Origin of the sequence: Micromonospora sp. LH3U1 (assembly GCF_028475105.1) — a bacterium.
In the GTDB taxonomy this organism is placed as follows: Bacteria; Actinomycetota; Actinomycetes; order Mycobacteriales; family Micromonosporaceae; genus Micromonospora.
Window position 1 is genome coordinate 5,773,203 of the sequence record NZ_CP116936.1, and the last position, 23,854, is coordinate 5,797,056.

Genomic DNA, 23,854 nt, shown 5'->3' on the forward strand with positions numbered 1-23,854 from the left:
ACCGGTTTAAGAGTTCTTCTCAGGTATGAATCGGAAATGTCATAACTTGTCCATGTGAGCAACCGACCCCTTGCTGCCGCTGGTCGACTCGTCCCTCTACTCCGCGCCGGACTGATCGCCGCAATCGTGATCGCCGCAGCCGCGTACCCACTCGTGGCCCTCACCGGGCTCGGCGCGAAGGCCACCGCGCACGCCGTGGACCAGAAAACCAGAGTGCTGGCCACCGCCATGCCCGCCGAGACCTCCTACGTCTACGCCCCGGACGGCAAGACCGTGCTGACCATGTTCTACGAGGAGTACCGGCAGTACACCAAGCTGTCGGACATGTCGCCGAACATCCAGCAGGCGATCGTCGCCGCCGAGGATTCGCGCTTCTACCAGCACCACGGCGTCGACCCGAAGGGCGTCGCCCGTGCCTTCGTCTCCAATGCCCGCTCCAGCGGGGTCTCCCAGGGTGCCTCGACCCTGACCATGCAGTACGTCCGGATGGCCCTGCGGGACAGCGCGACCACACCCAAGGAGGTCCAGGAAGCCACCCAGCAGACCAGCCTGCGCAAGGTCAAGGAAATGCGGATGGCGCTGGACCTGGAGAAGGAGATGAGCAAGGAACAGATCATGGAGCGGTACCTGAACTCGGCGTACTTCGGGCACCGGGCGTATGGCATCTACGCGGCCAGCGAGATCTTCTTCTCCAAGACCCCGAAGAACCTCACCCCGGTCGAGGCCGCCACCCTCGCCGGGCTGGTCAAGTCCCCGTCGGAGTACGACCCGGCCGACTCCGACCAGAAGGAGGCCACCGGGCGGCGCAACTACGTGCTGGACCGGATGAGCCAGCTCGGGTACCTCTCCCCCGACTCGGTCGCCGCCGCCAAGTCCGAGCCGATCCGGCTGAAGCTGACGACCCCGCCGCACGACTGCGCCGCAGTGTCGGAGAAGTACAACAGTTGGGGCTTCGCCTGCGACTACCTGAAGAACTGGTGGAGTACGCAACCCGCATTCGGGGCGAACCGGCTGGAGCGGATGGACAAGCTGCGCCGGGGCGGCTACCGGATCGTGCTCAGTCTCGACCCGAAGATCCAGGAGGCGGCGGAGAAGAACGTCGGTACCAAGGAGGCCACCGGCAGCCCGTTCGCCAACGGAATCGTGGTCTCCGAGCCGGGCACCGGGCGGGTCAAGGCGATGGCGGTGAACCGGACGTACTCACTGGACCTGAGCGAAAACCCACAGAGCTCCAACCCCGAGGCCGGGCCAAAGGTGAAGGCCAACTACCCGAACACGGTGGCGCCCCTGCTCGGCGGCGGTGACCTGGCGGGCTACCAGGCCGGGTCGACGTTCAAGATGTTCCCGATGCTGGCCGCGCTCGACTCGGGGATGACACTCTCGACATCGTTCAACGCCCCGTACCGCTACAAGTCAGCCGTCTACGACGGTTGGGCTCCCTCCAACGCCAGCGGCGCGATGACCGGCCAACAGACCATGTGGTCCGGCTTCGGCAAGTCGGTCAACACGTACTTCGTATGGCTGGAGGAGAAGGTCGGAGCGGACCGGGCGGTCCGGCTGGCCGAGCAGCTCGGGCTGCGGTGGCGCACCGACGTCGACCGGGAACAGGCGTCCCCGACCAAGGTGAAGAAGTGGGGCGCGTTCACCCTGGGTGTCTCCGATGCCACCCCGCTGGAGATGGCGAACGCCTACGCCGCCGTCGCGGCCGACGGCCGCTACTGCGAGGCGATCCCAGTGTCGGCGATCATGAACCGGGACGGCACGCCAGCCACGTACGCCACCCCTGGCGGCATCCATCGCGAGGTGGCCAAGCCACGCTGCCGTCAGGTGGTCAGCGCGGACGCCGCTCGGGCGGCCACCGACGCGGCCCGCTGCCCGACCGGGGACACCCCGGCGCGCGGCAGCTGCGGCGGCTGGTCCACCGCCGACAGCGTGCGGGGCACGGTCGGGCGCCCGGTGGCCGGCAAGACCGGTACCACCGACAGCACCCGGTCCGCCTGGTTCGTCGGCTACACCCCGGAGTTGGCCGCGGCGAGCTTCATCTCCGACCCGGACAATCCGTTCAACGCCGTCGGTGACGGGCAGTCCCAGATCCCCATCAAGGCGGTCTCGGAGACCCTGCGCGACGGACTGAAGGGCACACCGACCCGGCAGTTCACCCCACCATCGGACGCGATCGTCGGCTGACGTCAGCGCAGGTCGGCGGCGACGAACGACCAGACCTCGAGATCCACCCGTCCACCGCTGACGAACCCGGCGTTACGCAGCAGACCCTCGTAGCTGAACCCAGCCTTCTCGGCGACCCGGCGCGAGGCCAGGTTGCCGGGCGCCACCCGCAGCTCGACCCGTTGGAAGCCATGCTCCAGGATCAACGCGATGGCCACCGCGTCGACGGCTTCGGCGGCGAGACCGAAGCCCCGCGCGTGTGGTGCCATCGCATAGGAGATCTCGGTGAGGCGGGCGCCCCAGTCGGTGCGCCGCGTCCACAGCGACCCCACCATCTGGTCGTCCTCCCGCCGGAGGACCGCGTAGTGGTCACCCTCACCGCTGTCCCGCCGCTGCCGGGCCAGCTCGGTGCACCAGGCGTGCCCGTCGATCGGACCGGAGTCGCCGGGCAGCGGCAGCCAACGCCGGGTCAACTTGTCGGCGAAGATCTCCCCGGCCGCCGCCGCGTCCGCCGCGGTGAGCCGGCGCACCTCGGTGCGGGGAGTGGAGACGGTCAGGGCCGGGAACCGGCGCACCGCCACCTGACCGATCACACCGACACCCCGCCGGGCTGCGCGGGCACCACCTCGTTCGTCGGGTCGGCCGCCGCCGCGGCGACCAACCGGGCGGCCGTAGCCGGATGACCGGCCCAGTGCAGGGTGAGCTGCGAGGCGTGCACATTGCGCCAGACGAAGCCCTCCGGCGCGCCACCATCCCAGCTCCACGCCGGGCGCTGACCGGCGCGGGGGGTGAGCACGGCACGGTGCGCCTTGTGGCCGACCAGCACCGTGCCGTGGGCGGCCACAACACTGTCGGTCTGGGCGGTCGCCTCCCGGTAGCCGGCCACCAGGCCGTCCCGGCTGACACCGACCGCGTCCAGGACACCGCACATCGGCAGCCCGTCCAACTCCCGGGCCAGCCAGAGCAGCCCCGCGCCCTCGGCGACCACCGGACGCCCGGTACGCGCCAACTCGGCCACCGCGATGCAGAGCCGCCGGTTGGCCGACAACTGCTCGGCGTACGTCTCGGGCAGCGCGCCCCCGACGACAAGCGCACGGGTGCCGACCGGCAGTGCCTCGTCGCGCAGCGGATCGACGGTGACGACCTCGGCGCCGGCGGCCCGCAGCAACTCGGCGGTCTCCGCGTGGCTGAAGCTGCCGCCCGGCCCACCCGCCACTGCCACCAACGGGCGCTCCGCCGGGGCGGTGAACGCACCCAGGGCCTCCTCGGGAGACCAGGCCGGTGCCGGCAGTGGCGGGGCGGAGCGGGCCAGCCCGAGCAGCCGCTCCAGGTCGACCGTGGCGGCGACGGCCTCGCCCAACCGGCGGACCGCGCGGACGGCGTCGGCGGACCCGTCGACCACCGGCGCCACACCATGCCGCCGCGACGGCAGCACCGCCGGCAGGTCGTGGCGGCGCAGCGCGCCGTAGACCGGCACACCGACGTCGTCCAACGCCTCACGCAGCATGTCCTCGTGCCGGGAGGACGCCACCCGGTTGAGGATCACCCCGCCAAGCCACAACTGCTCGTCGTACGAGCGGAAACCGTGCACGAGGGCCGCCACCGACTGACCCATCGCGGCAACATCGACGACGAGCACCACCGGGCTGCGTAGCGCGGCGGCCGCGGCGGCCGTGGACTCCTGCTCCGGGCGGCCACCGACGGAGTCGTACAGCCCCATGCTGCCCTGCACCACGGCGAGCCCGGCACCGGCGGCGCCGTGGGCCACCAGCGGAGCGAGCCGGTCGATGCCGACCAGCCGGGGATCGATCACCCGACCTGGCCGGCCGGAGGCGAGGCCGAGGTAGGCGGCGTCGACGTGGTCCGGCCCGAGCTTGAACCCGGCGACGTCGACACCCCGCTCGGCCAGGGCGGCGAGCAGCCCGATCGCCAGCGCGTTCTTACCGTGCCCGGAGGACGGCGCGCTGAGCACCAGGCGCGGCACGACGGTCATCATCGACTCCTCGCGAGCGGCAGCGGGTACGCGACGGGACGACCGGGGCCGATCCGTCGGCGTGACGATACCCGTCCGACTGAAGACGCGAGCACCGCCAACCGGGGCCAGCGGACCGCTCCCGGCACGGATCCGGCCCGGTCCAGCTCAGTGGCGCCGGTCATACGAGTAGCCTCGGTGCCGTGTACCGGTTCCTGCTGAGCCCACGCTGGCTGGGCGCTCTCGCGCTGACCCTGGTAGCGGCTGCCGTCATGGTGTTCCTCGGCAACTGGCAGCTGGACCGCTACCGGGGGCGTACCGAGGTCAACGAACAGATCGACGCGGGCCAGCGGATGGCCCCGGCACCGCTGGCCAACGCGCTGCGCGTCCCCACCGGCGGCGCCGGGACGGTGGGCCCGGCCCCCGCCAAGGACAAGGTCTGGACCCGGGTCACCGTCACCGGCCGGTACGACCCGACGAACACCGTGCTGGTCCGTGGCCGGACGGTGGACAGCCGGGTCGGCTTCGAGGTGCTCACCCCGCTGGTGCTCGCCGACGGCTCGGCGCTGCTGGTGGACCGGGGCTGGATCCCGCCGGCGCCGGGTGGGGCGACCGCCCAGCCGCCGGTGCCCGCCTCGCCGACCGGCGACGTGACGGTGGTCGGTCGGGTGCACGAAACGGAGAGCGGCGCTGGCGCGGTGGCGCGGCGCGACGGGCGGCTGGAGATCCGACGGATCGGGGTGTCGCGGCTGGCCGGCGAGCTGCCCTACCCGGTCTACGGCGCCTACCTGCTGCTCGACGAGCAGACCCCGGCGGCTGACCCGGTGTTCAAGGCGGTGCCGGTCGGGCACGCCAACAACTGGCAGAACTTCGGCTATGTCGTGCAGTGGTGGCTCTTCGCGGTGATGGCCCTGTTCGGCTACGGCTGGGTGGCTCGCCGGGAGGCCCGCCGCGCCGCCGGCATCGGCGCCACCCCGGTTCCGCTGGACCGGGCGGCTGAGCCGACGCCGAGCGCGTCCGCCTGACCCGGCCCGCTCCGCTCGGTCAGTCGGTGGGGCGGCCGGTGTGGATGGCACGGACCGCGTCGATGGTGTCGGCCTCGGCGGCGGACTTGTCGTCGCGATACCGCGCCACCCGGGCGAACCGCAGCGCCATTCCCCCGGGATAACGGGAGCTTGTCTGCACCCCGTCGAAGGCGATCTCCACCACCTGCTCGGGGCGGACCCGGACCACCCAGTCGCCGCGCTCCACGGCCAGGTCGAGGAAGCGCTCGGTCTGCCAGCGCAGCAACTCGTCGGTGAGCCCCTTGAACGTCTTGCCGAGCATGACGAAGTCGCCGGTGTGCGGGTCACGCGCGCCCAGATGCAGGTTGGACAGCCAGCCCTGTCGTCGGCCACTGCCCCACTCGACGGCGAGCACCACCAGGTCGAGGGTGTGCCGGGGCTTGACCTTGACCCAGGCGGCACCGCGCCGGCCGGCGTCGTAGGGGGCGTCCGGTGCCTTGACCACCACGCCCTCCTGCCCGGCGTCGAGCGCGGCGGCGAACGCGGCTGCGGCCTGCTCGGGGGTGTCGACCTCCATGCGCCCCACCAGCAGCGAGGCGTCCACCGCACCGGCGAGGGCAGCCCACCGCTCCCGGCCAGGCAGGTCGATCAGATCCTGACCGTCGAGGTGCAGCAGGTCGAAGAAGTACGGAGTGAGCACGGTCGTGCCGGTGCTGGCGGCCGCCGCGAGCACCGCCGGGGCGACCGGTGTGCGCCCGGTGGTGCTGGGGGTGGTGCGTCGGGCGGCCCGGCTCGACGTCTGCTGGAACGGCAGCGGGCGGCCCGTCTCGTCCAGGCCGATCGCCTCGCCGTCGAGCACCAGCTCCCGGCCCGGCAGGGCACGGACCGCGGCGACCACCTCGGGCACCCGGGCGGTGATCTCGTCGAGGCTGCGGGTGAAGACGGCGATGTCGGCGCCGGAGCGGTGCACCTGGATGCGGATGCCGTCGAGCTTCACGTCGACCACCGCCGGCGTGCCGGTCGCGGCGAGCGCCTCGTCGACCGAGGGGGCGCTCTGCGCGAGCATCGGCGCCAGCGGCCGGCCGACCTGCAGACCGAACCCGGCCAACTCGGCGGCCCCTCCGGCCAGCGCGGCCACCGCGACGGCCCGCAGGTCACCGGCGAGGAGCAGGGCCCGTCGGACCGTCGCCACCGGCACTTCGGCGGCCCGGGCCACCGCGTCGGCGAGGAGCCCGGCCTGGGCACCCTGGCGCAGCTCACCGCTGAACAGGCCGGTGAGCAGGCGCTGCTCGTCGGCCGTCGCCGCCGCGTAGAGAGCGCCGAGCAGCGCCCGACGCCGAGCCTGCGAGCCCGAACCATGCACCGCGGCGATCTGCGCGATGGCCGCGTCGACGGCGGCCACGGTCAACGTCGGCTCGTCGGCCGGTGGCGGCAGGTCACGCAGGCTCGCGTAGCCGACCCCGGTCTGCCGTTGGCGCAGCTCACCGGCGAGATAGCCGGCGCCGGGCTCGACCTCGGCCGGGTCGAGGCGGCGCAACGCATCAGCGAGCAGCTCCACCTTGGCCCGCCGGCCGCTGGTGGCGCCGACGGCGGCGGAGGTGGCTGCCAGGTCGAGGAACCGCACGCAGCCCATCCTGCCAGTCACCTCCGACACCGCCCGGGCATTGCCGTGCCCGGGCGGTGTCGGCAGGGTGCCGCCCGCCTCTGCGCGGACGACGGATCAGGCGGAGACGGGCTCCTCGATGCGCAACCCCCGGGCACGAACCTCCCCGGCGACCCGGGAGAGCACCGAGTCGAGGGCGACCAGGGCGGCGGAGAGCTCACCGAGCTGTTCGTTGAGCGTGTCCTCGGACCACGCGGAGACGTCGACGTCTCCCAGCGCGCTGACAGCGGCCCCCAACCGGGCCATCACCTCGTTCGTACTCATGTTCGAAAGGCTATAACAACCAACCGTTCGACACGCCGTAAACTCCCAGATCAGGGCCAAAGTTGCCGTTCCGACACCTAAATGCCCACTGCCGCCACCTTGCCCAGCAGCAGCGCCTCGGCGAGGCAGACCCGGGCAAACTCCCCCAGGTGCAGACTCTCGTTCGGGCCATGCGCACGGGCGTGCGGGTCCTCCACGCCGGTCACCAGGATCGCCGCCTTCGGGAACATCTCCTGGAAGGTGGCGATGAACGGGATCGAGCCGCCGACGCCGATGTCCACCGGGTCGGTGCCGTCCCAGGCGGCCCGGAAGGCCGAACGGGCGGCGTCGAACATCGGCCCCGACGCGTCGATCACGCACGGGTCACCGTCGTGCTCGAAGCTGACCGTCACCTGGGCGCCCCACGGCGCGTGCCTCTCCAGGTGCGCGCGCACCGCCGCGTACGCCCGCTTGGGGTCGTCGCCCGGAGCGAGGCGGACGCTGAGCTTCGCCTTCGCGGCCGGGACCAGGGCGTTCGGCGCCTCGCCGGTCGACGGCGCGTCGATGCCGAGGACCGCCAGGGCGGGCTTGGTCCAGAGCCGGTCGGTGATCCGGCCGGTGCCGATGAACTGCACGCCATCGGCCAGCCCAGCCTCGGCCCGGACCCGGTCCTCCGGGTAGTCGACGACGGCGCCCTCACGGCCCACCAGCCCGTCCACGGCCACGTCACCGGCGTCGTCGTGCAGGGTCGCCAGCAGCCGGACCAGCGCGGTGAGCGCGTCCGGCACGGCACCGCCGAACATTCCGCTGTGCACCGCGTGGTCCAGCGTGCGCACCTCCACGAAGCAGTTGACGATGCCGCGCAGCGAGGTGGTCAGTGCCGGCACGCCGATGTCCCAGTTGCCGGAGTCGGCGATCACGATGACGTCCGAGGCGATCTCGTCGCGGTGCTCGATCAGCAGCTGCTCCAGCGAGTCCGAGCCGTACTCCTCCTCGCCCTCGATGAAGAGGACCACGCCGACCGGCAGCGCGTCACCGTACGCGCGCAGCGCCGCGACGTGCGCCATGATGCCGGCCTTGTCGTCGGCCGCGCCCCGCGCGTAGAGCCGGCCGTCCCGCTCCACCGGCTCGAACGGGTCGGACTCCCACAGCGACCGGTCGCCGACCGGCTGGACATCGTGGTGGGCGTAGAGCAGCACGGTGGGCGCACCGGGCGGGGCGGCCCGACGGCCGATCACCGCAGGCTGGCCGCCGGAACGCACGATGTCGACGTCCAGGCCACAGCCGCGCAGCAGCTCGGCGACCGCCTCGGCGGAGCGTTCCACGTGCGAGTGGTCGAAGCCCTCGAAGGCGATGCCGGGGATGCGGACGAGGCGCTCCAGGTCGGCTCGTACGCCGGGCATCTCCCGCTCGATGGCAGCCCGCACCTCGGGCTCGGACATGATCGGAGAGGTCATGACCGGCATCGTATGCCGGCCTTACCGTGGCGTGCCGGCGGAGCCCGCACCGTCACCGAACCGGCCGCCCATACGCCGCTCAGCGGATGCGCACGTAGTAGCGGTCCGCATCGTGCGGCAGCGTCGGCGCGCCATCCACCAGCAGGTCCGCCCGGGTCGCCGTGTCGTCGACGGCGAAGTGCGCCTGCTCCCCGGCGTGCCAGCGACGCAGCTCCGGCAGGATCCCCGGCCCGTCACGGACGACCGCGCGGGTCAGCCGCAACGACGCGGGTGCGGTGACGAACACGGCCAGGGTCAGCTCCGGCCGGACGACGGCACGCGCGGCGCTGACCCCCTCCAGCACCAGTACCGGCGCCACCGGCACCGGCACCGGCCGCGGCAGAAAGCGTTGCCGGACCCAGCTGTAACGCCGGTAGGCACCGGGCTCCGCCCTGCGCAGCGGGGCGAGCACCCACTCGTCGAGCCGGGGCCAGAAAGTGACCTGGTCGTCCCAACCATCGAGCAGGTCGTCGGTGTGCACCACCGGCGGTCGGCCGCCGGGCAGCGCCGCCAGGGCATCCGCGAGATGCGCCGCGAACCGGCTCTTGCCCGCGCCGCTCGGCCCGTCGACCGCGACAAGCCGGGTCCGCCCCAACCGCGCCGGGCCCGCGAGCACCCGACGAGCCAACTCGGCGTACGCCTCGACGACCGCCACGGGCGGCCTGCCGGGCAGTTCCTCGACGGTCCCGGCCCCATCCGGCAGCCCTCCGACGTCCACGGCCTCGGGGCCCGATGTCGACCAGCCGGGTTCGGGGCCCCCGGCCCCATCCGGCAGCCCACTGACGTCCACGGCCTCGGGGCCCGATGCCGACCAGCCGGGTTCGGGGCCCCCGGCCCCATCCGGCAGCCCACTGACGTCCACGACCTCGGGGCCCGAGGCCGACCGACCGGGTTCGGGGGGCACCGCGGCCTCGTCTCGGGGGTCACCGCGGCCTCGCGTGGTCCCTCGGCTGGCGGGTTCGTACACGACCGAAGTATGCCGCCGCCACCCGCAGCCGGGGTGATCGACTCCAGATCACTGATAGCGCGGTATCCCGCCGACAGGGATACCGCGCTATCGCAGAAGCCGAGTGGATCACGCCGCAGCAGCCGCCAGAGTGGGCCGGGCTGACACGTCCGGCTGACCGCCCTCGTCGGGCACCATCACGTCCGGGGGAATTGGGGCGGCGACGGGTGACGGGCGGCCCGTTCGCCGCCCGTGGTGCTACCGAATCGGCATGATCGGGTGGTGCTCCGAGACGTGATGAGCCCCGGTATTGACGCCCTGCTCGAACAGGCCCGCGCCGGGTTGCACCGACTGACTCCGCAGCAGACCGTCGAGGCGGTCCGCGGCGGTGCACTGCTGGTCGACACCCGTACCGAACTGCAGCGCCGCGAACAGGGCGACCTGCCGGGCGCGGTCGTCGTCGACCGGACCGTGCTGGAATGGCGACTCGATCCGGCCAGCGCCTGGCGGATCCCGGAAGCCACTGGCTACGACCGGGAGATCGTGCTGGTGTGCCGGCAGGGCTACAGCTCCAGCCTGGCCGCCGCCAGCCTGCAGACCCTCGGGCTACGCAGGGCCACCGACATGATCGGTGGCGTCGACGCCTGGCTCGCCGCCGGCCTCCCAACAACCGACCGCCCCGCCGACATCCGCCCCTGACCCCCGACCCCCAACCACCCACCCCGTCCCGGTCCCTCCCCTCCGTCCCGCCCCACCCCCGGTCCCCACCCCACCCCACCCCCACCCCTGCGTCGATCATGGAGTTGTGGTGGGGGATGAAGGTAACTAAACAGGGCAGGCCGGGCACCATTACTCCATGATCGACGCGGTCCGGGAAGGGCGGTCGGCTTTACGGATGGCTGATGGGGCGATCAGGACGGTGGGGGCCGGGTGGGATGAAGGGGAGGTTCCCGGGCGGGCCGGTTTCGATGAGGCGCCAGAGGGCGCCGGTGTCCAGGTGTTCCTCGACCAGGTCACCGAGCAGGTCGAGCGAGCGTTCCCGGGCGGCGGCGAAGCTGGTGGCCGGTGCGACCCGGAAACCGGTGCGGCCGGCCAGGCGAGCCGCCTCGGTGAGGAACCACCGGCGGAACCCGTCGGACTCGAACGTTCCGTGCCAGTGCGTGCCGTGCACCACGCCGAGCACAGCTCCCTCGCCGATGCCGTCGTCGCCGGTCAGCAACGGGGCCAGGGTGGGGTCGGTCTGCGAGACGTACCCGTGGTGGATCTCGTAACCGCGCACCGGGAGGTCGCCGTGAGCGGTGCCCACCGACTGCCGGACGGTCTTACGTGGATCGAAGGTGACCTCGATGGGCAGCATGCCGAGCCCTGGCACGCTGCCCCGTCGGCTCTCCACCGGGTCGTGGATGGCGCGACCGAGCATCTGGAAACCGCCGCAGAGGCCGAGCAGTGGCTTGCCGGCTGCCACGTGTGCGGCCACCGCGTCGGCGAGGCCGGTTTCGCGCAGCCAGGCGAGGTCGGCGACGGTGGACTTGGAGCCGGGCAGGACGACCAGGTCGGCGGCGGCCAACTCGGCCGGTTCGATGGTGAGCCGTACGCGGACACCCGGCTCGGTGGCGAGCGCCTCCACGTCGGTGGCGTTGCTGATCCGGGGTAGGCGGACGACGGCCACGTCCAACCACTCGGTGCCGTGCGGGGCGGCGGGACGGCCCAGCACCCGGCCGTAGGCGAGTGAATCCTCCGCGTCGAGCCACAGGTCCAGTGCCCAGGGCAGCACCCCGTACGTGGGACGGCCGGTGACGTGACGCAACATGTCCAGCCCCGGCTGGAGCAGCCCGAGGTCACCGCGGAACTTATTGATCACGAAGCCGGCGATCAGCGCCTGGTCGGCCGGGTCCAGCAGGGCCACGGTGCCGAACATCGAGGCGAAGACGCCGCCCCGGTCGATGTCGCCGACCACGATGGTGGGCAGGTTGGCGTGCCGGGCCAGCCCCATGTTGACGTAGTCACCGGCCCGCAGGTTGATTTCCGCAGGGCTGCCGGCGCCCTCACAGATCACCACGTCGTACGTGTCCCGCAGCTCGGCCAGTGCCGCGTACGCGGTCTCGGCGAGCCGGGGACGCAGATGCCGGAAGGTGCCGGCGGTGATCGTGTCGACCGCCTCGCCGAGCAGCACCACCTGACTGGCCAGGTCGCTGCCCGGCTTGAGCAACACCGGGTTGAACCGCAGATCGGGTGCGAGCCCGCAGGCGGCCGCCTGCATGGCCTGGGCTCGTCCGATCTCGCCGCCGCGCCCGTCCGGACCGACGACCACGGCCGAGTTGTTCGACATGTTCTGCGCCTTGTACGGCGCCACCTTCACGCCCTGCCGGTGCAGCCAGCGGCAGATGCCGGCGGTGAGCACGCTCTTGCCGGCGTCGGAGGTCGTGCCGGCGACCAGCAACCCGCCGCTCACCGACCGCTCCCCCGCCCCGCCCCACCAGCCCGGCCCGGCCCGACGCCCCGCGCCCCGCGCTCTCCGGCGGCGGCCGCGACCGGCCCACGCCGCCCCCGGTCGCGGCGACCAACCCGCGCCGGCCCAGAGCGCCCACGAGACGGCCGAGGGTCACCGGGTACGCGGCGGCCAGCCCGAGCGCGGCCAGCCCGACCGCGCCGGAGATCTGGGCGGCCCGCTTCAGGTGCCGCCCTTCCGGACGGGGGCCGTCGCCGAGGAACGGCCGGACCTCGGAGCGCCCGAAGTAGACGTTGCGGCCACCGAGGCGGACGCCGAGCGCACCGGCCATCGCCGCCTCGCACTGGCCGGCGTTGGGGCTCGGGTGGTCGTTGCGGTCACGTCGCCACACCCGCCAGGCCCGCTGCCGATCCCCGTTCGCGACCGGCGCGACGGCGATGGTCAGCAGCCCGGTCAGCCGGGACGGCACCAGGTTGAGCACGTCGTCCAGCCGCGCGGCCGGGGTGCCGAACCGCGCGTAGCGCGCCGACCGGTGCCCGACCATCGCGTCGAGGGTGTTCGCCGCGCGGTAGCCCAGCAGCCCGGGCAGGCCGGCGACCGCACCCCAGACCAGCGGAGCGACGACCGCGTCGGAGGTGTTCTCCGCGACCGACTCGACGGTGGCGCGGGCCAACTCCGACTCGCCCAGCGTCGACGGGTCCCGCCCACAGAGGTGACCGAGGCGTCGCCGGGCAGCGGGCAGGTCACCGTCGCGCAACGTCCGACCCATGACGGTGGCTTCGTGCCGTAGCGTGCGGCCGCCCAGCACCGTCCAGGTGCCGGCGGCCACGAGCACCGCCCGGGTCACCGGCCGGTGCCGGGTAGCCGCCGCGGCGACCGCCCCGAGCAGCACCGGCCCACCCACGGCCAGCGCGGTGAATGCCGCACCCGCCGTTCGGTCCGGTCGGTAGAGGCGGTGCTCCAACGCTCCCGCGGCCTGCCCGAAGCCGGCCACCGGGTGCCACCGGCGTGGGTCGCCGAGCAGCCTGTCCAGCGCGTATCCGGCCAGCAGCCCCACCGCGTTCGCCATCGGCGCTGTCCGTCGCACCCGCACCACCCCCGGCCGGCCAGCCTAGACGAGCGCCCCGTGAACCCGGCCCGACCCACGGCGCTCCAAGAAACGACGAGCGCTTCGTGAACCAGCCCGACCCCGGTGCTCTAACAGACGACGAGCGCCCCGTGAACCAGCCCGACCGGCCTTCACCAGCACTGACCCTGCCGTCACGCGGGGTGACGACGCTGGTCGCGCCGCCACCCCGCCCCCGTCGTGCGGTGTCGTGTGCTGCCGCGCCGCCGGAGCGCCCGCGACCGGCACGGGACCTCAGGCAGCTCGGTTGCCGCCCGAACCTCGATGGCCGATCCGATCGGTCACGCTGGCTGCGGAACCCGGCCCCGACCACGCCGTCCCCGACCGGACTGCGCGGGCTCCGGCTGACCCTCGTCCGGAACCGGCCCCAACTCGTCGTCCAGGTCGTCGTCGGCGTTGTCGTCGTTCTCCTCGGGTGGAGGGGCCAGCTCGTCGTCGAGGCCCGACGGGACGGTGGCCTGCCCGATCTGCCCGCCGTTCGGGGAGAGATCGTCGTCCACCGGACCGTCGGCGAAGGCGCTGGTTCGCAGCGCGGCGTAGTCGGGCGGCTCGAAGTCGTCGTCCATCGGGCGGTCGTCGGGCAGCACGGGCGCCTGACCGGCCAGCACCGGCTCGGTGGGCTCGCCGCGCACCCGACTCTCGGCCTCCGAGTCCTCCACGGTGCTGGTCGTCATGCTCGGCCGGTTACGCAGGAACCGGGCCCGGCCCCGGGACAGGTCGTGGCCGACGGCGACCGCCTCCAGCTCGTAGAGGGTGCGGTGGTTGCCGGCGTCGTCGGTCCAGTCGCGGGTGTAGAGCCGGCCGCAGACCACGACCGGATCGCCGACCATCACGGAGGCGGCCACCCCTTCGGCGAGCTTGCGCCAGCAGTTGACGCGGACGCGGAGCGAGTTGCCGTCGACCCATCGGCCGCTGTCCCGGTCCAGCCGACGGGCGGTCGAGGCGACCTTGAAGTTGGCCACCAGGGTGTTGCTCTGGGTCGTACGCCGCCACTCGGGCGTAGTCAGTACATTGCCGACAATTGTTACGTAAGTGTCGAACATCGTCCCTCCAGGGGATCGGGGCTTGCTGCCAGCGCGAGTCGACTCGACACCGAGCCTGTGCCCTGAGGGCGACCATCACCAGCGCCCTCCCCCGCCCTGTGGACGACGAAGCGACCTGTGGACAACGCCCTGATCACGCCCCGATGTGGTAGGGCCGACGCGCCCGGGTGGGCGTCGGCGGTTTCCAAGTCCGACCAGAGTGGGTATGTACATGATCAACGCACCACCGACAGCTCCACGTCGACGAGAGGTCAGCGCCATGATGATCACTAAAATCGGCTCCGCGAACGCTTCCGAGGCGCAGCGATGAGCGCCGTGGCGAACCCGGCCACCGTTGCTGAGTGCCTGCGTGTGGGTGCCGGGTTCTCGCAGGGTGACCGCAACTGGATCGCCGAGCAGTTCGCCACTCTCGACGCCCGGCTGGCCAGCTTCCACGCTGACGCCACCGAGCTGGAGGTGTCGGTGAAGGACCGGGAGGCCCGCGGCCAGAAGGTCACCCTGGAGTGCTGGATCGCCGGCCGACAGAAGATCGTCACCACCTCCGCGGAGGAGGACCTGCACGCCGCGCTCAACGACGTCCGCGACGACCTGCGCCGCCGGCTCAACGACGCCAAGACCCGCCAGGAGCCGCGGCACAACAAGCACCTGCGCGACGTCCCGCAGCCCCAGGTCCCGACCGACGACCAGGACCAGGACCCCGTAGCCGACCCAACCCGAGCCGACGCAGAAACGGCCTGACCCACCCACCCCCGTCCCCGCGATCTTGCACTTGCGGACCCCGAAACGCGGCTATCGCGCGTTATGCCACGGCACCAAGTGCAAGATCGCGGGGCAGGGACGGGGGCGGGGCAGGGGCGGGGGTGGGCGCGGGCTACCGCTGGGTAGGTTGGCGGCGTAGCGTCGCGGTCGTGGAACCGGACGTGTTGGGGCCGCCGTACGAGCGGCAGACGATCGACCTGGGCATTGACGACGAAGGACCTGTCGTCGCGACCCTGGTCCGGCGGCGGGCCGAGCGCCCCACCGGGCGGGCCGTGCTCTACGTGCACGGCTTCGTCGACTACTTCTTCCAGACCCACCTGGCCGATTTCTTCGCCGAGCGGGGTTGGGACTTCTACGCGCTCGACCTGCGCAAATACGGCCGCAGCCTGCTCCCGGGCCAGACCCCGAACTTCTGCCGCGACATCAGCGACTACTTCCCTGAGCTGGACGCCGCCGCCGAGATCATCCGCAAGGACGACGGGCACGACACCCTGCTGGCGATGGGCCACTCCACCGGCGGCCTGATCATCTCGCTCTGGGCGGACGCCCGCCGCGACGCCGGCACCGTCGACGGCCTGGTGCTCAACAGCCCGTTCTTCGACCTGAACGCCCCCTGGGCGGTGCGCCGACCCCTCGCGGCCGCCGTCTCCCGCCTCGGCCGCAGGGCGCCGCACCGCATCGTGCCGTTCGGGCTGGGCACGGTGTACGGCGAGAGCCTCCACGCCGACCACCGCGGCGAGTGGACCTACGACCTGGCGTGGAAGCCGCTGGCCGGGTTCCCGGTCACTGCCGGCTGGCTGAACGCGATCCGTACCGGTCAACGCCGGCTGCGCGCCGGGCTGGACATCCAGGTGCCGGTGCTGCTGGCCTGCTCGACCCGATCGTTCCGGGGCACCAAGTGGCACGACAACGCGACCCTGGCCGACGCCGTGCTGGACGTCGAGCACATGGTCCGGTACGCGCCCCGCCTCGGCCGCCACGTCACCCTGGCCCGCTTCGACGGCGGGATGCACGACCTCACGCTCTCCGGCCCCGCCGTACGCCGAAAGGTCTTCGACGAGGTCGGCCGCTGGGCCGAGGCGTTCCTCGCCGCCGGCCCCACCGCCCCGGCCGAGACGGGAACAGCCGACCCCGCGCCAGCGGAAACGGCCACAGCCGACACGGCCCCGACCGGCACGGCCAAAGCCGACCCCCCGCCGGCCGACCACCCGCCGGCCGTCGGAGCCCCGACTGACACCGACTCGACCGCTGGGGAGGCCCGACCGCCGGAGAGCCGACGTCCCACGGCCGACACGGCAGGTGCGGCGACGCCCAGCGGCTGACCAGGTCGGAAGGCGAATCGCGGCTCAGACGTCGCCGGGTGTCGCCGGGAGGACGGCGCGGATCCGGTCGAAGGTCGCCACCGGGTGACCGCCGACGCCGGGTAGCACCAGGCCGAGGCAGTACAGCGAGACCTCCCCGGTGGCGTCGTGCTGAACGACGAAGACCGGCGCGCCTACGTAACCCGGCGGCAGTTCCGTGGTGATCCGCACGGCGTCCCCGTCGCGGACCACCCGCTCGATCGCGACCTCCAGCGGACGCGACCCGTCCTCGCGTACCCCATGGGCCAGCACGAAAGCGGAACCGGCGTCGGCGCCGAGGCGGGCGACCACCTCGGGCCCGGCGGCGATCCCCGGGCACCGGCTGGACCCGCCACCGCCAGCCGCCATCGCCGGCGTAGCGGTGCAGGCCGGCGGTCGGCAGCACCGCGACCCCGTCGCCCGGGAAGCGGGCCCAACCGGGCACGATCTCGACCTCGGAGACGGCGGCCGGGGCAACCCCGGCCGGCTCGGTGACGCTCGAGCGCAGCCCCAATTCACCGCCAGACGTGCCGACCAGGTCGGCCGCCGTCAGCAGCGACTCCCCCACCGGGTCGTCGCCGCCCTGGAAGAAGAACGCGGTGCCGTACGCGTGGTCGTCGCCGTCCGACGACCGGTACGGCAGGATGGCGCGACCGACGATCTGGCACAGCTCGTAGGCGACGTCGTTCTCGGCGTCAGGATCCAGCAGCACCAACCAAAGGTACGGTCCGAGGCCAGGCCGGCCCGTGGGAACCCAGATGCCCGCCGCACGGCCGACGTGAGACCCTGCTCGGCGACGTGGACGCGGGCACCCTTTTCGCCACCGGGCAGCGGGACGGCGGTACCCTCTGGGCGCGACATCCACGCCACACGCGCCCGTAGCTCAGCGGATAGAGCAGGGGACTTCTAATCCCAAGGTCGTAGGTTCGAACCCTACCGGGCGCACCCCTCATCACCGCAGGTCGGCGGCTTCCCGCCTCCGGCCCGAATGATCACCACGACGCTCGTACAGCCGTTCGTACAGCGAAGTCAGCCGAAGAGAGGTCCTTAGCGGCCTCGTCCGATGCCGTCACCAAAACCTGGTCCATCCTGGACTCCACCAGCACGGTCCTGCTCGGTGACGTTACAAGCCGGATCGCGGGGATGTCATATCGCCTGGCGGCCTGGCAGAACCCGCCGATGACCTCGTTGGTCTCCCCCGGATTCGAGGCTATGCCAACAGATCTCTCCGCAGGAGTACCGCCGCTTGGCGCCGACGCGTGCTCGGACCCTCCGGCAACGTGTTGCGCCATCAGACGAAGATCGGCTGGTGGAGAAGCGACGGCGCGCCCCGACGAGACCGCCCGCGAATGGCATCCGTCCGCGAATGCAGGTCCTGGGCATGGGGCTGGCCATGCTGCTGCCGGGTCTGGGCCTGGCCGGTGGTGCCCTGGCCTACCGGTGGCATGTGTCGTCCGAGGCGGACCGGTTGCGCTCCGACGGTGTACCGGTCACGGCCAACGTGTCCGACCGGGCCGGGGGCAGCGGTCGAGGCAGCGGGATCGACCGGATCGAGGTCTCCTATCTGTACGAGTCGAAGCAGTACAGCACGTGGATCCCCTGCGCTGGCGGGACCGGCTGCCGGAAGACTCCCGGGCCGAAGATGGCCGTCTGGGTCGACCCGGCCGCCCCGGAGAAGTTCGTGGCGGAGAACGGGCACACCAACGGCTCGCTGTCGTTCCTGATGTCCTGGACCGCCATCCCGGGTGGACTGGTTTTCGCCGCGGTCGGGACCGTCATGCTGGTGATTGTCATCCGCTCCAAGGACGACGAATGGGTGCGGCGATAGACCGGGACAGGCCAGCCGCCGGCCCGGACTCGCCCGTCAGGCTGCGGTCGCGGCGACGCAGAACTCGTTGCCCTCGGGGTCGGCCATGACCACGTGGTGCTGGTCGACCTCTTCCAGGACACTCCCGCCGGCCGCCACCAGCCGCTCGGCCTCGGCCCTGATCCGCGCCCACCGCTCGTCAGGGCTGCCGTTGCCCGGCACCCGGATGTCCATGTGGAGCCGGTTCTTCGCCGTCTTGGGCTCGGGGACGTTGAGGATGGAGAGGTAGGGGCCGACGCCATCCGGGTCGCACAGCCACGCGCCGTGCTCGGGAAGGTCGTCCTCTGGCGGGTCGAACTGGGCGAACCACTCCTCGCGCGTCGCGAAGGGCGGTGGCGGCGGCTCGTCGATGTAGCCCAGGGCCGTCTTCCAGAACGCGGCGAGCACCTGCGCGTCGGTGGAGTCGAGTGTCAGAGTGATTCTGGCTGCCATGAACGGACCGTAGCGCGCACCTCCGACTTTCCCGGGTTCACCGCTACCGCCGGCTCAGAGAAGCCCCAGCAGAGCGGCCAGCGTGTCGTCGCCCTGGCCGAGTTGCGCCCCACCCGTCGGCGGTGCGACCAGGAAACGTTGACAGCCGTCGAGTTCCACGTAGCGGTCGGGACCGACGTCGTTCAGCGGGCGCAGCACCGCGAAGCGGGACGCCGGGGTGGCACAGTCGGCCACCGCTCGACGGTTGGCCAGCCCTCGGAGCACGCCCGCCTGGCGCTCGGGCGGTAGTGGCCCGCCGTACACGAAGTCGCCCGCCGGTTTTGCGCTACCCCGCTCCGACGCGGGCACCTGGTAGACGCAGAGGCGCAGCGGCCCGGCGGCCAGAGACGTGGGCGGCCCGGGGCGACCGTTTGTGGTTTCCACCCACACCATGTCCGCCCACTGCTGCGCGCACCCGGCGGCCTCGGCCGCCGGGGATTCGACCTGCCCGACGGTACGAGTGTCCACCGTGGTCCACGGCAGCCCGGCCAGTGCGGCGTTCACCTCGGCGCGCGGCTTGTCGCAGGAGTCCGTCGGCAGGTACGGCCGCAGCCAGCGCCCCCGCTCGTCGAGCAGGGCCAGCCACGGCGGGATGACCATGTCGAGGGTGCAGGCGACGTCACCGTCCACCTGCTGGTGGGGCAGGCGCAGCGCGGTGAGCAGCGGTGCGATCTCCTCGGTGTGCCGCTCGGTGGCGACCTGTTCCTGGCCGCCGGTGGCGCCTGGCCGGATCTCGCGCCCGCAGAGCACGGCGGCGATCGGGGTGAACGCGGGGTCGATGCGCCCGATCTCCGGCTCGTCCACGGCCGGTGCCGGCGTCCCTGTGCCGGGCACCGTCAAGACCTCGCCGGCCCGTGGTGCCGCCTTGGCGCAGGAGGTCCACGCATCGACGATCTGAGCTGGGCCGGGCTCGTCCGCCGCGCCCGGCCCGATGTCCGCGCCCCCACAGCCAGCAAGCGCCACGCCGAGCACCACCACCGCCAGTACCGTCCGACCCGAGCGCATCCGGCTCACCACCCTTCCGCCAGCAATGGGACGGACACCCGGCACGCCCGGTTCCGGCAAGGGGCAACGGAACCGACACCCGCCGTTCGGCGTCACAGCGGGATGGACAGAAACGTCTTCCTGCGTGCCGCGGTCCTCAGCGGTACGGCGTTCGTTGCCGTGGTGGGCTGCGCCGGGCCGAGCGCAGCGCCGGATCCCCCGTCGACAGACGCGGCGCCGAACCCAGCGATATCAAGCCTGACCGCGCCCGCCGTCCGCCTCGTCGAGGAGCACCAGGCCGACCTGCACCTCTGGGTGAGCAACCAGTCGTTCACGGACGACCCGGTCGTCCTCACGGTCAGCATCGACGGCACCGAGATCGTCGATCGACGATTCGCGGTCGAGGGCCAGCACAACTTCGTTCTGTTCCCGGTGCAGGTCCCACCGGGTCGCCACGTCGTGCGCGTCGTCTCGGGCACGGGCGTCGACGTCCAGGAGACCTTCACGATGCCCGAGGCCGGGCGCCAGTACGCGGCGATCGGCTACGTGAACAGCGTCGACGGCCGTGGTCGGGACGTCGACTGGTTCATCCAGTCCACCCCGATCGCGTTCGCCTGAGTGACCGGCGGCGTGACGCGGGTGACCGGCGGGGACGCCGTCAGGTGGGCCCGGAGCACCCGCCGGCAGAATGACCGAATGGCACATCTGGGACTTGTCGCGCTGCTGGTGAGGGAGTACGACGAGGCGATCGACTTCTACGTCGGCGACCTCGGTTTCGAGTTGCTGGAGGACACCGCCCGACCGGACGGTTCACGCTGGGTGGTGGTCCGTCCGACGGGCGCGCGGGAGACGGCGTTGCTGCTGTCCCGGCCGAGCACCGCGGAGCAGCGTGCCCGGGTCGGCGACCAGACCGGCGGTCGGGTCGGGCTGTTCCTGTACACGGAGGATTTCGCCCGGGACCACGCCCGGATGGTGGCGGCCGGGGTGCGTTTCCTGGAGGAGCCGCGCCACGAGGCGTACGGCTCGGTAGCGGTCTTCGCCGATCTCTACGGCAACCGGTGGGACCTGCTCCAGCCCCGCAGCACAGAGTGACGCATTAGCGACACTCCGCACACGGCGGGTCATCGCTCGTTGCGGAACATGCTATTGTCCGATGTCGATCTCCGTTGTGCGGACCCGGACCGGGTCGTTGTCGGAAGGACACTTCCCGATGCCGGCCGTTGCCACCCGAACCGTGCCGCCACCCACGCTGGACAATCCGGCTGGTGGCGCGTTCGGCCTCATCTTCACCACGCTGCCGGCGTTGCTGCGGCTGACCTGCGGGTTGGTCGGCGCGGTGGTGGCTTTGTCGGTGCAGGGTCCGCCGGTCGAACCAGCCCTGCTGTTCCCCGGTGTGGCCGCGCTGACCGGCTGGTCGCTCTGGTACGCGCACCGCGCGTTGCGCCACGGGATCACCCCGGTACTGGTCGCCGGTGACGTCGCGGTCACCGCGGCGGCCTGCCTCCTCATCCCCGTGCTGGTGGCACCCGGAGTGCTGCCCGGCGAGAGCAGTTGGATCGCGGTGCTGGCCAGCACCACGGTGATCAATACACAGGCCACCGCCCCGGCGCGCTGGTCGATCCCGGCGGGGCTGCTCATCGTCGCCACGTACGCGACGGGCGCGCAGGCCGCCGGCAACCCCACGGAGGCTCGGGCGCACGCGACCACTCTGCTGGTGCAGACCGCCTGCACGGCGATGATGACGGGGGTGATGCGGCGACGGATCGGTCGTGCGGACCGCGCGTTCGCCGAGCATCAGCGGCTGACCCGGGAGGCGTTGGTCGCCCGAGCCGCCCGCGACGCCGAACGCCAGCAGAATCGTGACCTGCACGACACTGTGCTCGGCACGCTGACCATGGTGGGGCTCGGCGCGGTGGCCGGGCCCTCAGCGGCCTTTCGTGACCGATGCGCGGCCGACCTGCGTACCCTCGTCGCGCTCACCGACGTCGGCCCGGTGGCCGGTGACGGCCCGGTGCCGCTGGACGGGCGGTTACGGCTGGTGGCGGGCCGTCTGCCCGAGCTTCCGGTGAGCCTGGACCTGGCCTCGTGCACGGTCCCCGCCGGGGTGGCCGACGCCATCAGCGAGAGCGCCTACGCGGCGTTGTCCAATGTGGTCCGCCACGCACCGGGCGCGCGGGCCACGCTGCGGCTGAGCCGGGACGCGATCGGCGTCGTGGTCGAGGTCGCCGACGACGGCCCCGGCTTCGACCCGGCCACCGTCCCGCCCCACCGGTACGGGTTGCGCGAGTCGATCCGCGGCCGGATGGCGGCGGTCGGTGGCCGGGCCGCCGTGCACTCGGCAGCCGGCGCGGGCACCCGGATCCGACTGGAGTGGCCCGGTGTCGGCTGACCTCGGCGCCCCGGCGCACCCGACCCGCGTACCGGAGGCACCGGACCTGACCCGCGTGCCGGCGCCCCGGGAGCCGGTGTCCACGGCCGAGCTCGCCGCGCCGGCCGCCGTGGCGCACGCGTCCGACCGGGGTGCCCGGATCGTCGCCGTCGCCATCGCTCTGGCCTGGCACATCGCGATCGGGCTGCCGGCGGTGCTGGCCGCCCGCGCGGAGTTCGCCGCGCCAGCTGTGGTGCTCGGCGCCTGGGCGCTGGTCGCCCTGGCCGGCGCGGTGGCCGGGGTGCGGCTGCTGCGCGGCTCGCCGCTGCCGCCGTGGCCGTTGGCCGGGCTGCTCCTGGCCGTCGACGCCGCCGTCTTCCTCGCGGTCGGCGAGCGACAGTTGTTCGCCGCCGCCAACTGGGTGTGGGGCACGCTCGGCTGGTTCTTCGTGCTGGCGCTGTGGGGTCGGCGGATCGCGGGGCTCGTCGCGCTGCTGAGCACGCACGCGTTGATCGCCCTGGTCGCCGTGCTCGGGCACGGCCCCGGCCCGGCCGACGTGGCCCGTTACGTGATGTACGTCTACGGCACGTTCTCGCTGCCGGTGGCGGTGTTCGTGGGCAGCGCGGCGATCGTGGGCCTGGCTCGGGAGCGGGCCGCCGTCTCGGCCGCCGGCCACACGATGGCCGCGGAGCGGGATGCAGCCGAGCGTGGCCGGCGTGAACGCCACGAGCGGCTCGCGCTGGCCAGCTCAGCAGCCGGGCGGGTGCTCGGGGAGTTGGCCGCCGGTCAGGCCAACCCGGACGACCTGGAGGTGCAGCGCCGGTGCATGCTGGCCGCCGCCCGGCTGCGCCGACTGATCGCCGAGTCCGACGACGTGCCCGACCCGCTGCTGCACGAACTGCGGGCCGCCGCCGACCTGGCCGAACGCAACGGTCTGCCGATCGACCTGGTCACCATCGGCACCCCGCCTCCGCTGCCGGTGGAGATCCGACGCCGGCTGGCCGACCCGCTCACGGGCATCCTCGCCGACGCCCAGGGCTGGGCCCGACTGACCGTGGTCTCCGACTCGAGTGAGGTGGTGGTCAGTCTGGTCACACCGGACCGGGAGGGGCCGGAGGCGACCGGCCCGCCGCTCGGGGAGCATGACGATGGGCCGGTGCAGCACCTCTACGAACGGGACGGGAACATCAGATGGGCGCAGACCCGGTGGCGGCGGTGACCGGCGACCGGCCGGTCGGGGTGGCGATCGTCGACGACCACCCGGTGGTGGTCGAGGGGGTTCGCGCCTGGCTCGCCACCGAGCCGCGGCTGACGGTGCTGGCCACCGGGGACGACCCGGACGAGGTGCTGCGGGCCGCGCCGGACGCCGACGTCGTGCTGCTCGACCTGCGCCTGCACGGGCGGATGGCGCTGGACAAGTTGGCCGAGCTGAGCGCCGCCGGGCGGCGGGTGGTGGTCTATTCGGAACACACCGATCCGCAGACGATGCTCGCCGCACTGGACGCCGGGGCGGTGGCGTTCCTGGCCAAACACGAGGGCCGGGAGCACTGCGTGGCGACCGTGCTGGCCGCCGCGAGCGACCGCCCGTACGTGCCGCCCGCGCTGGCCGGCGCGATGGTCGGCGACCCACGGCCGGACCGGCCGATGCTGTCCGACAAGGAGCGTGAGGCGCTGCTGCTCTGGTTCCAGTCGATGTCCAAGGCGTCGGTGGCCCGCCGGATGCGGATCAGCGAGCACACGGTGAAGCAGTACGTCGACCGGGCGCGGATCAAGTACACCCGGGCGGGGCGGCCAGCCGCCACAAAGGCGGCATTACTCGCCCGGGCGATCGAGGACGGCCTCGTCCGCCCGGAGGAAATCGGCATCTACCGGTCACAGGCGGCGCACGACCAGCCGACCCCCTAACAGGCGTCATGACAGCGGCCCACAGGTCCGTCAGGCTTGACCACACAACCAG

22 protein-coding genes, 1 tRNA gene and 2 pseudogenes are annotated in these 23,854 nt (G+C 72.6%); 13 read left to right on the forward strand and 12 right to left on the reverse strand.

All coding sequences use genetic code 11. From position 1 onward, the window contains the following. Window positions 1-54: 54 nt before the first annotated feature. Window positions 55-2,187: a transglycosylase domain-containing protein gene (locus PCA76_RS26410; protein WP_272613128.1), complete on the forward strand. Its 2,133-nt coding sequence runs from the start codon at window positions 55-57 to the stop codon at window positions 2,185-2,187. A 2-nt stretch (window positions 2,188-2,189) separates the two neighbouring features. Here PCA76_RS26410 and PCA76_RS26415 read toward each other — a convergent pair whose 3' ends face one another. Both PCA76_RS26415 and PCA76_RS26420 read right to left on the reverse strand, forming a co-directional pair. Beyond that, entirely contained in the window at window positions 2,190-2,759 is a 570-nt protein-coding gene (locus PCA76_RS26415) for a GNAT family N-acetyltransferase (RefSeq protein ID WP_272613129.1), read from the reverse strand. Beyond that, window positions 2,756-4,159, reverse strand: coding sequence for a cobyrinate a,c-diamide synthase (locus PCA76_RS26420; RefSeq protein ID WP_272613130.1), 1,404 nt, complete (start codon window positions 4,157-4,159; stop codon window positions 2,756-2,758). Before PCA76_RS26420 ends, PCA76_RS26415 begins: the two co-directional genes overlap by 4 nt. A 182-nt stretch (window positions 4,160-4,341) precedes the next feature. On the opposite strand from PCA76_RS26420, the gene PCA76_RS26425 reads away from it, so the two are divergent. Beyond that, window positions 4,342-5,163: an SURF1 family cytochrome oxidase biogenesis protein gene (locus tag PCA76_RS26425; protein WP_272613132.1), complete on the forward strand. Its 822-nt coding sequence runs from the start codon at window positions 4,342-4,344 to the stop codon at window positions 5,161-5,163. A gap of 19 nt (window positions 5,164-5,182) precedes the next feature. Here PCA76_RS26425 and PCA76_RS26430 read toward each other — a convergent pair whose 3' ends face one another. From PCA76_RS26430 to PCA76_RS26445, 4 genes are all read right to left on the reverse strand, one after another. Further along, window positions 5,183-6,775 carry an ATP-dependent DNA ligase gene (locus PCA76_RS26430; protein WP_272619640.1) on the reverse strand — a complete coding sequence of 531 codons (1,593 nt, stop codon included), beginning with the start codon at window positions 6,773-6,775 and terminating at the stop codon, window positions 5,183-5,185. 87 nt (window positions 6,776-6,862) lie between these two features. Further along, window positions 6,863-7,069, reverse strand: a complete 207-nt coding sequence (locus PCA76_RS26435) for a hypothetical protein (protein WP_030333429.1) — start codon at window positions 7,067-7,069, stop codon at window positions 6,863-6,865. Between the two features lie 77 nt (window positions 7,070-7,146). After that, window positions 7,147-8,490: a dipeptidase gene (locus tag PCA76_RS26440; RefSeq protein WP_272619642.1), complete on the reverse strand. Its 1,344-nt coding sequence runs from the start codon at window positions 8,488-8,490 to the stop codon at window positions 7,147-7,149. A 94-nt stretch (window positions 8,491-8,584) separates the two neighbouring features. Further along, window positions 8,585-9,448 (reverse strand): uridine kinase family protein, encoded by an 864-nt coding sequence (locus PCA76_RS26445; protein ID WP_272613135.1) that lies wholly within the window; start codon window positions 9,446-9,448, stop codon window positions 8,585-8,587. A gap of 339 nt (window positions 9,449-9,787) precedes the next feature. On the opposite strand from PCA76_RS26445, the gene PCA76_RS26450 reads away from it, so the two are divergent. Next, window positions 9,788-10,189: a rhodanese-like domain-containing protein gene (locus tag PCA76_RS26450; protein ID WP_272619644.1), complete on the forward strand. Its 402-nt coding sequence runs from the start codon at window positions 9,788-9,790 to the stop codon at window positions 10,187-10,189. A 190-nt stretch (window positions 10,190-10,379) separates the two neighbouring features. On the opposite strand, the gene PCA76_RS26455 is transcribed toward PCA76_RS26450, so the two are convergent. From PCA76_RS26455 to PCA76_RS26465, 3 genes and pseudogenes are all read right to left on the reverse strand, one after another. Continuing rightward, a complete protein-coding gene (locus tag PCA76_RS26455; RefSeq protein ID WP_272613136.1) occupies window positions 10,380-11,942 on the reverse strand; it encodes a cobyric acid synthase in 1,563 nt (520 codons plus the stop codon). A gap of 109 nt (window positions 11,943-12,051) precedes the next feature. Beyond that, window positions 12,052-13,008: pseudogene (locus PCA76_RS26460) on the reverse strand (cobalamin biosynthesis protein); the annotation flags it as partial. A 338-nt stretch (window positions 13,009-13,346) separates the two neighbouring features. Next, entirely contained in the window at window positions 13,347-14,108 is a 762-nt protein-coding gene (locus PCA76_RS26465; protein WP_272613137.1) for a single-stranded DNA-binding protein, read from the reverse strand. A gap of 306 nt (window positions 14,109-14,414) precedes the next feature. On the opposite strand from PCA76_RS26465, the gene PCA76_RS26470 reads away from it, so the two are divergent. Together PCA76_RS26470 and PCA76_RS26475 are read left to right on the forward strand one after the other, a co-directional pair. Beyond that, window positions 14,415-14,846: an HPF/RaiA family ribosome-associated protein gene (locus PCA76_RS26470; RefSeq protein WP_272613138.1), complete on the forward strand. Its 432-nt coding sequence runs from the start codon at window positions 14,415-14,417 to the stop codon at window positions 14,844-14,846. Between the two features lie 170 nt (window positions 14,847-15,016). After that, window positions 15,017-15,956, forward strand: a pseudogene (locus PCA76_RS26475) (alpha/beta hydrolase); the annotation flags it as partial. Between the two features lie 257 nt (window positions 15,957-16,213). On the opposite strand, the gene PCA76_RS26480 reads toward PCA76_RS26475, so the two are convergent. Further along, a complete protein-coding gene (locus PCA76_RS26480) occupies window positions 16,214-16,576 on the reverse strand; it encodes a hypothetical protein (protein ID WP_272613139.1) in 363 nt (120 codons plus the stop codon). A gap of 158 nt (window positions 16,577-16,734) precedes the next feature. On the opposite strand from PCA76_RS26480, the gene PCA76_RS26485 reads away from it, so the two are divergent. The 3 genes from PCA76_RS26485 to PCA76_RS26495 all read left to right on the forward strand — a co-directional run bounded on the left by PCA76_RS26485 (window position 16,735) and on the right by PCA76_RS26495 (window position 18,035). Continuing rightward, complete coding sequence (locus PCA76_RS26485) at window positions 16,735-16,884, forward strand: hypothetical protein (protein WP_272613140.1); 150 nt, start codon at window positions 16,735-16,737, stop codon at window positions 16,882-16,884. A 195-nt stretch (window positions 16,885-17,079) separates the two neighbouring features. Further along, window positions 17,080-17,152 (forward strand) — tRNA-Arg (locus PCA76_RS26490). 421 nt (window positions 17,153-17,573) lie between these two features. Continuing rightward, window positions 17,574-18,035 carry a DUF3592 domain-containing protein gene (locus PCA76_RS26495; RefSeq protein ID WP_272613141.1) on the forward strand — a complete coding sequence of 154 codons (462 nt, stop codon included), beginning with the start codon at window positions 17,574-17,576 and terminating at the stop codon, window positions 18,033-18,035. A gap of 36 nt (window positions 18,036-18,071) precedes the next feature. On the opposite strand, the gene PCA76_RS26500 is transcribed toward PCA76_RS26495, so the two are convergent. After that, on the reverse strand, window positions 18,072-18,506 hold the full coding sequence (locus PCA76_RS26500) for a VOC family protein (protein ID WP_272613142.1): 435 nt from the start codon (window positions 18,504-18,506) through the stop codon (window positions 18,072-18,074). Window positions 18,507-18,560: 54 nt separating this feature from the next. Next, entirely contained in the window at window positions 18,561-19,550 is a 990-nt protein-coding gene (locus PCA76_RS26505) for a hypothetical protein (protein ID WP_272613143.1), read from the reverse strand. 102 nt (window positions 19,551-19,652) lie between these two features. Here PCA76_RS26505 and PCA76_RS26510 point away from each other — a divergent pair, with 102 nt between their 5' ends. The 5 genes from PCA76_RS26510 (at window position 19,653) to PCA76_RS26530 (ending at window position 23,802) form a co-directional block, all read left to right on the forward strand. Beyond that, window positions 19,653-20,147: a hypothetical protein gene (locus PCA76_RS26510; RefSeq protein WP_272613144.1), complete on the forward strand. Its 495-nt coding sequence runs from the start codon at window positions 19,653-19,655 to the stop codon at window positions 20,145-20,147. Between the two features lie 78 nt (window positions 20,148-20,225). Then, window positions 20,226-20,621, forward strand: a complete 396-nt coding sequence (locus tag PCA76_RS26515) for a VOC family protein (RefSeq protein ID WP_272613145.1) — start codon at window positions 20,226-20,228, stop codon at window positions 20,619-20,621. A 118-nt stretch (window positions 20,622-20,739) separates the two neighbouring features. Next, window positions 20,740-21,918 (forward strand): sensor histidine kinase, encoded by a 1,179-nt coding sequence (locus tag PCA76_RS26520; RefSeq protein ID WP_272613146.1) that lies wholly within the window; start codon window positions 20,740-20,742, stop codon window positions 21,916-21,918. Then, entirely contained in the window at window positions 21,908-23,116 is a 1,209-nt protein-coding gene (locus PCA76_RS26525) for a hypothetical protein (protein WP_442930165.1), read from the forward strand. The genes PCA76_RS26520 and PCA76_RS26525 overlap by 11 nt, the downstream gene beginning before the upstream one ends. Beyond that, window positions 23,089-23,802: a response regulator transcription factor gene (locus PCA76_RS26530; RefSeq protein ID WP_272613147.1), complete on the forward strand. Its 714-nt coding sequence runs from the start codon at window positions 23,089-23,091 to the stop codon at window positions 23,800-23,802. The genes PCA76_RS26525 and PCA76_RS26530 overlap by 28 nt, the downstream gene beginning before the upstream one ends. Window positions 23,803-23,854: the final 52 nt, after the last annotated feature.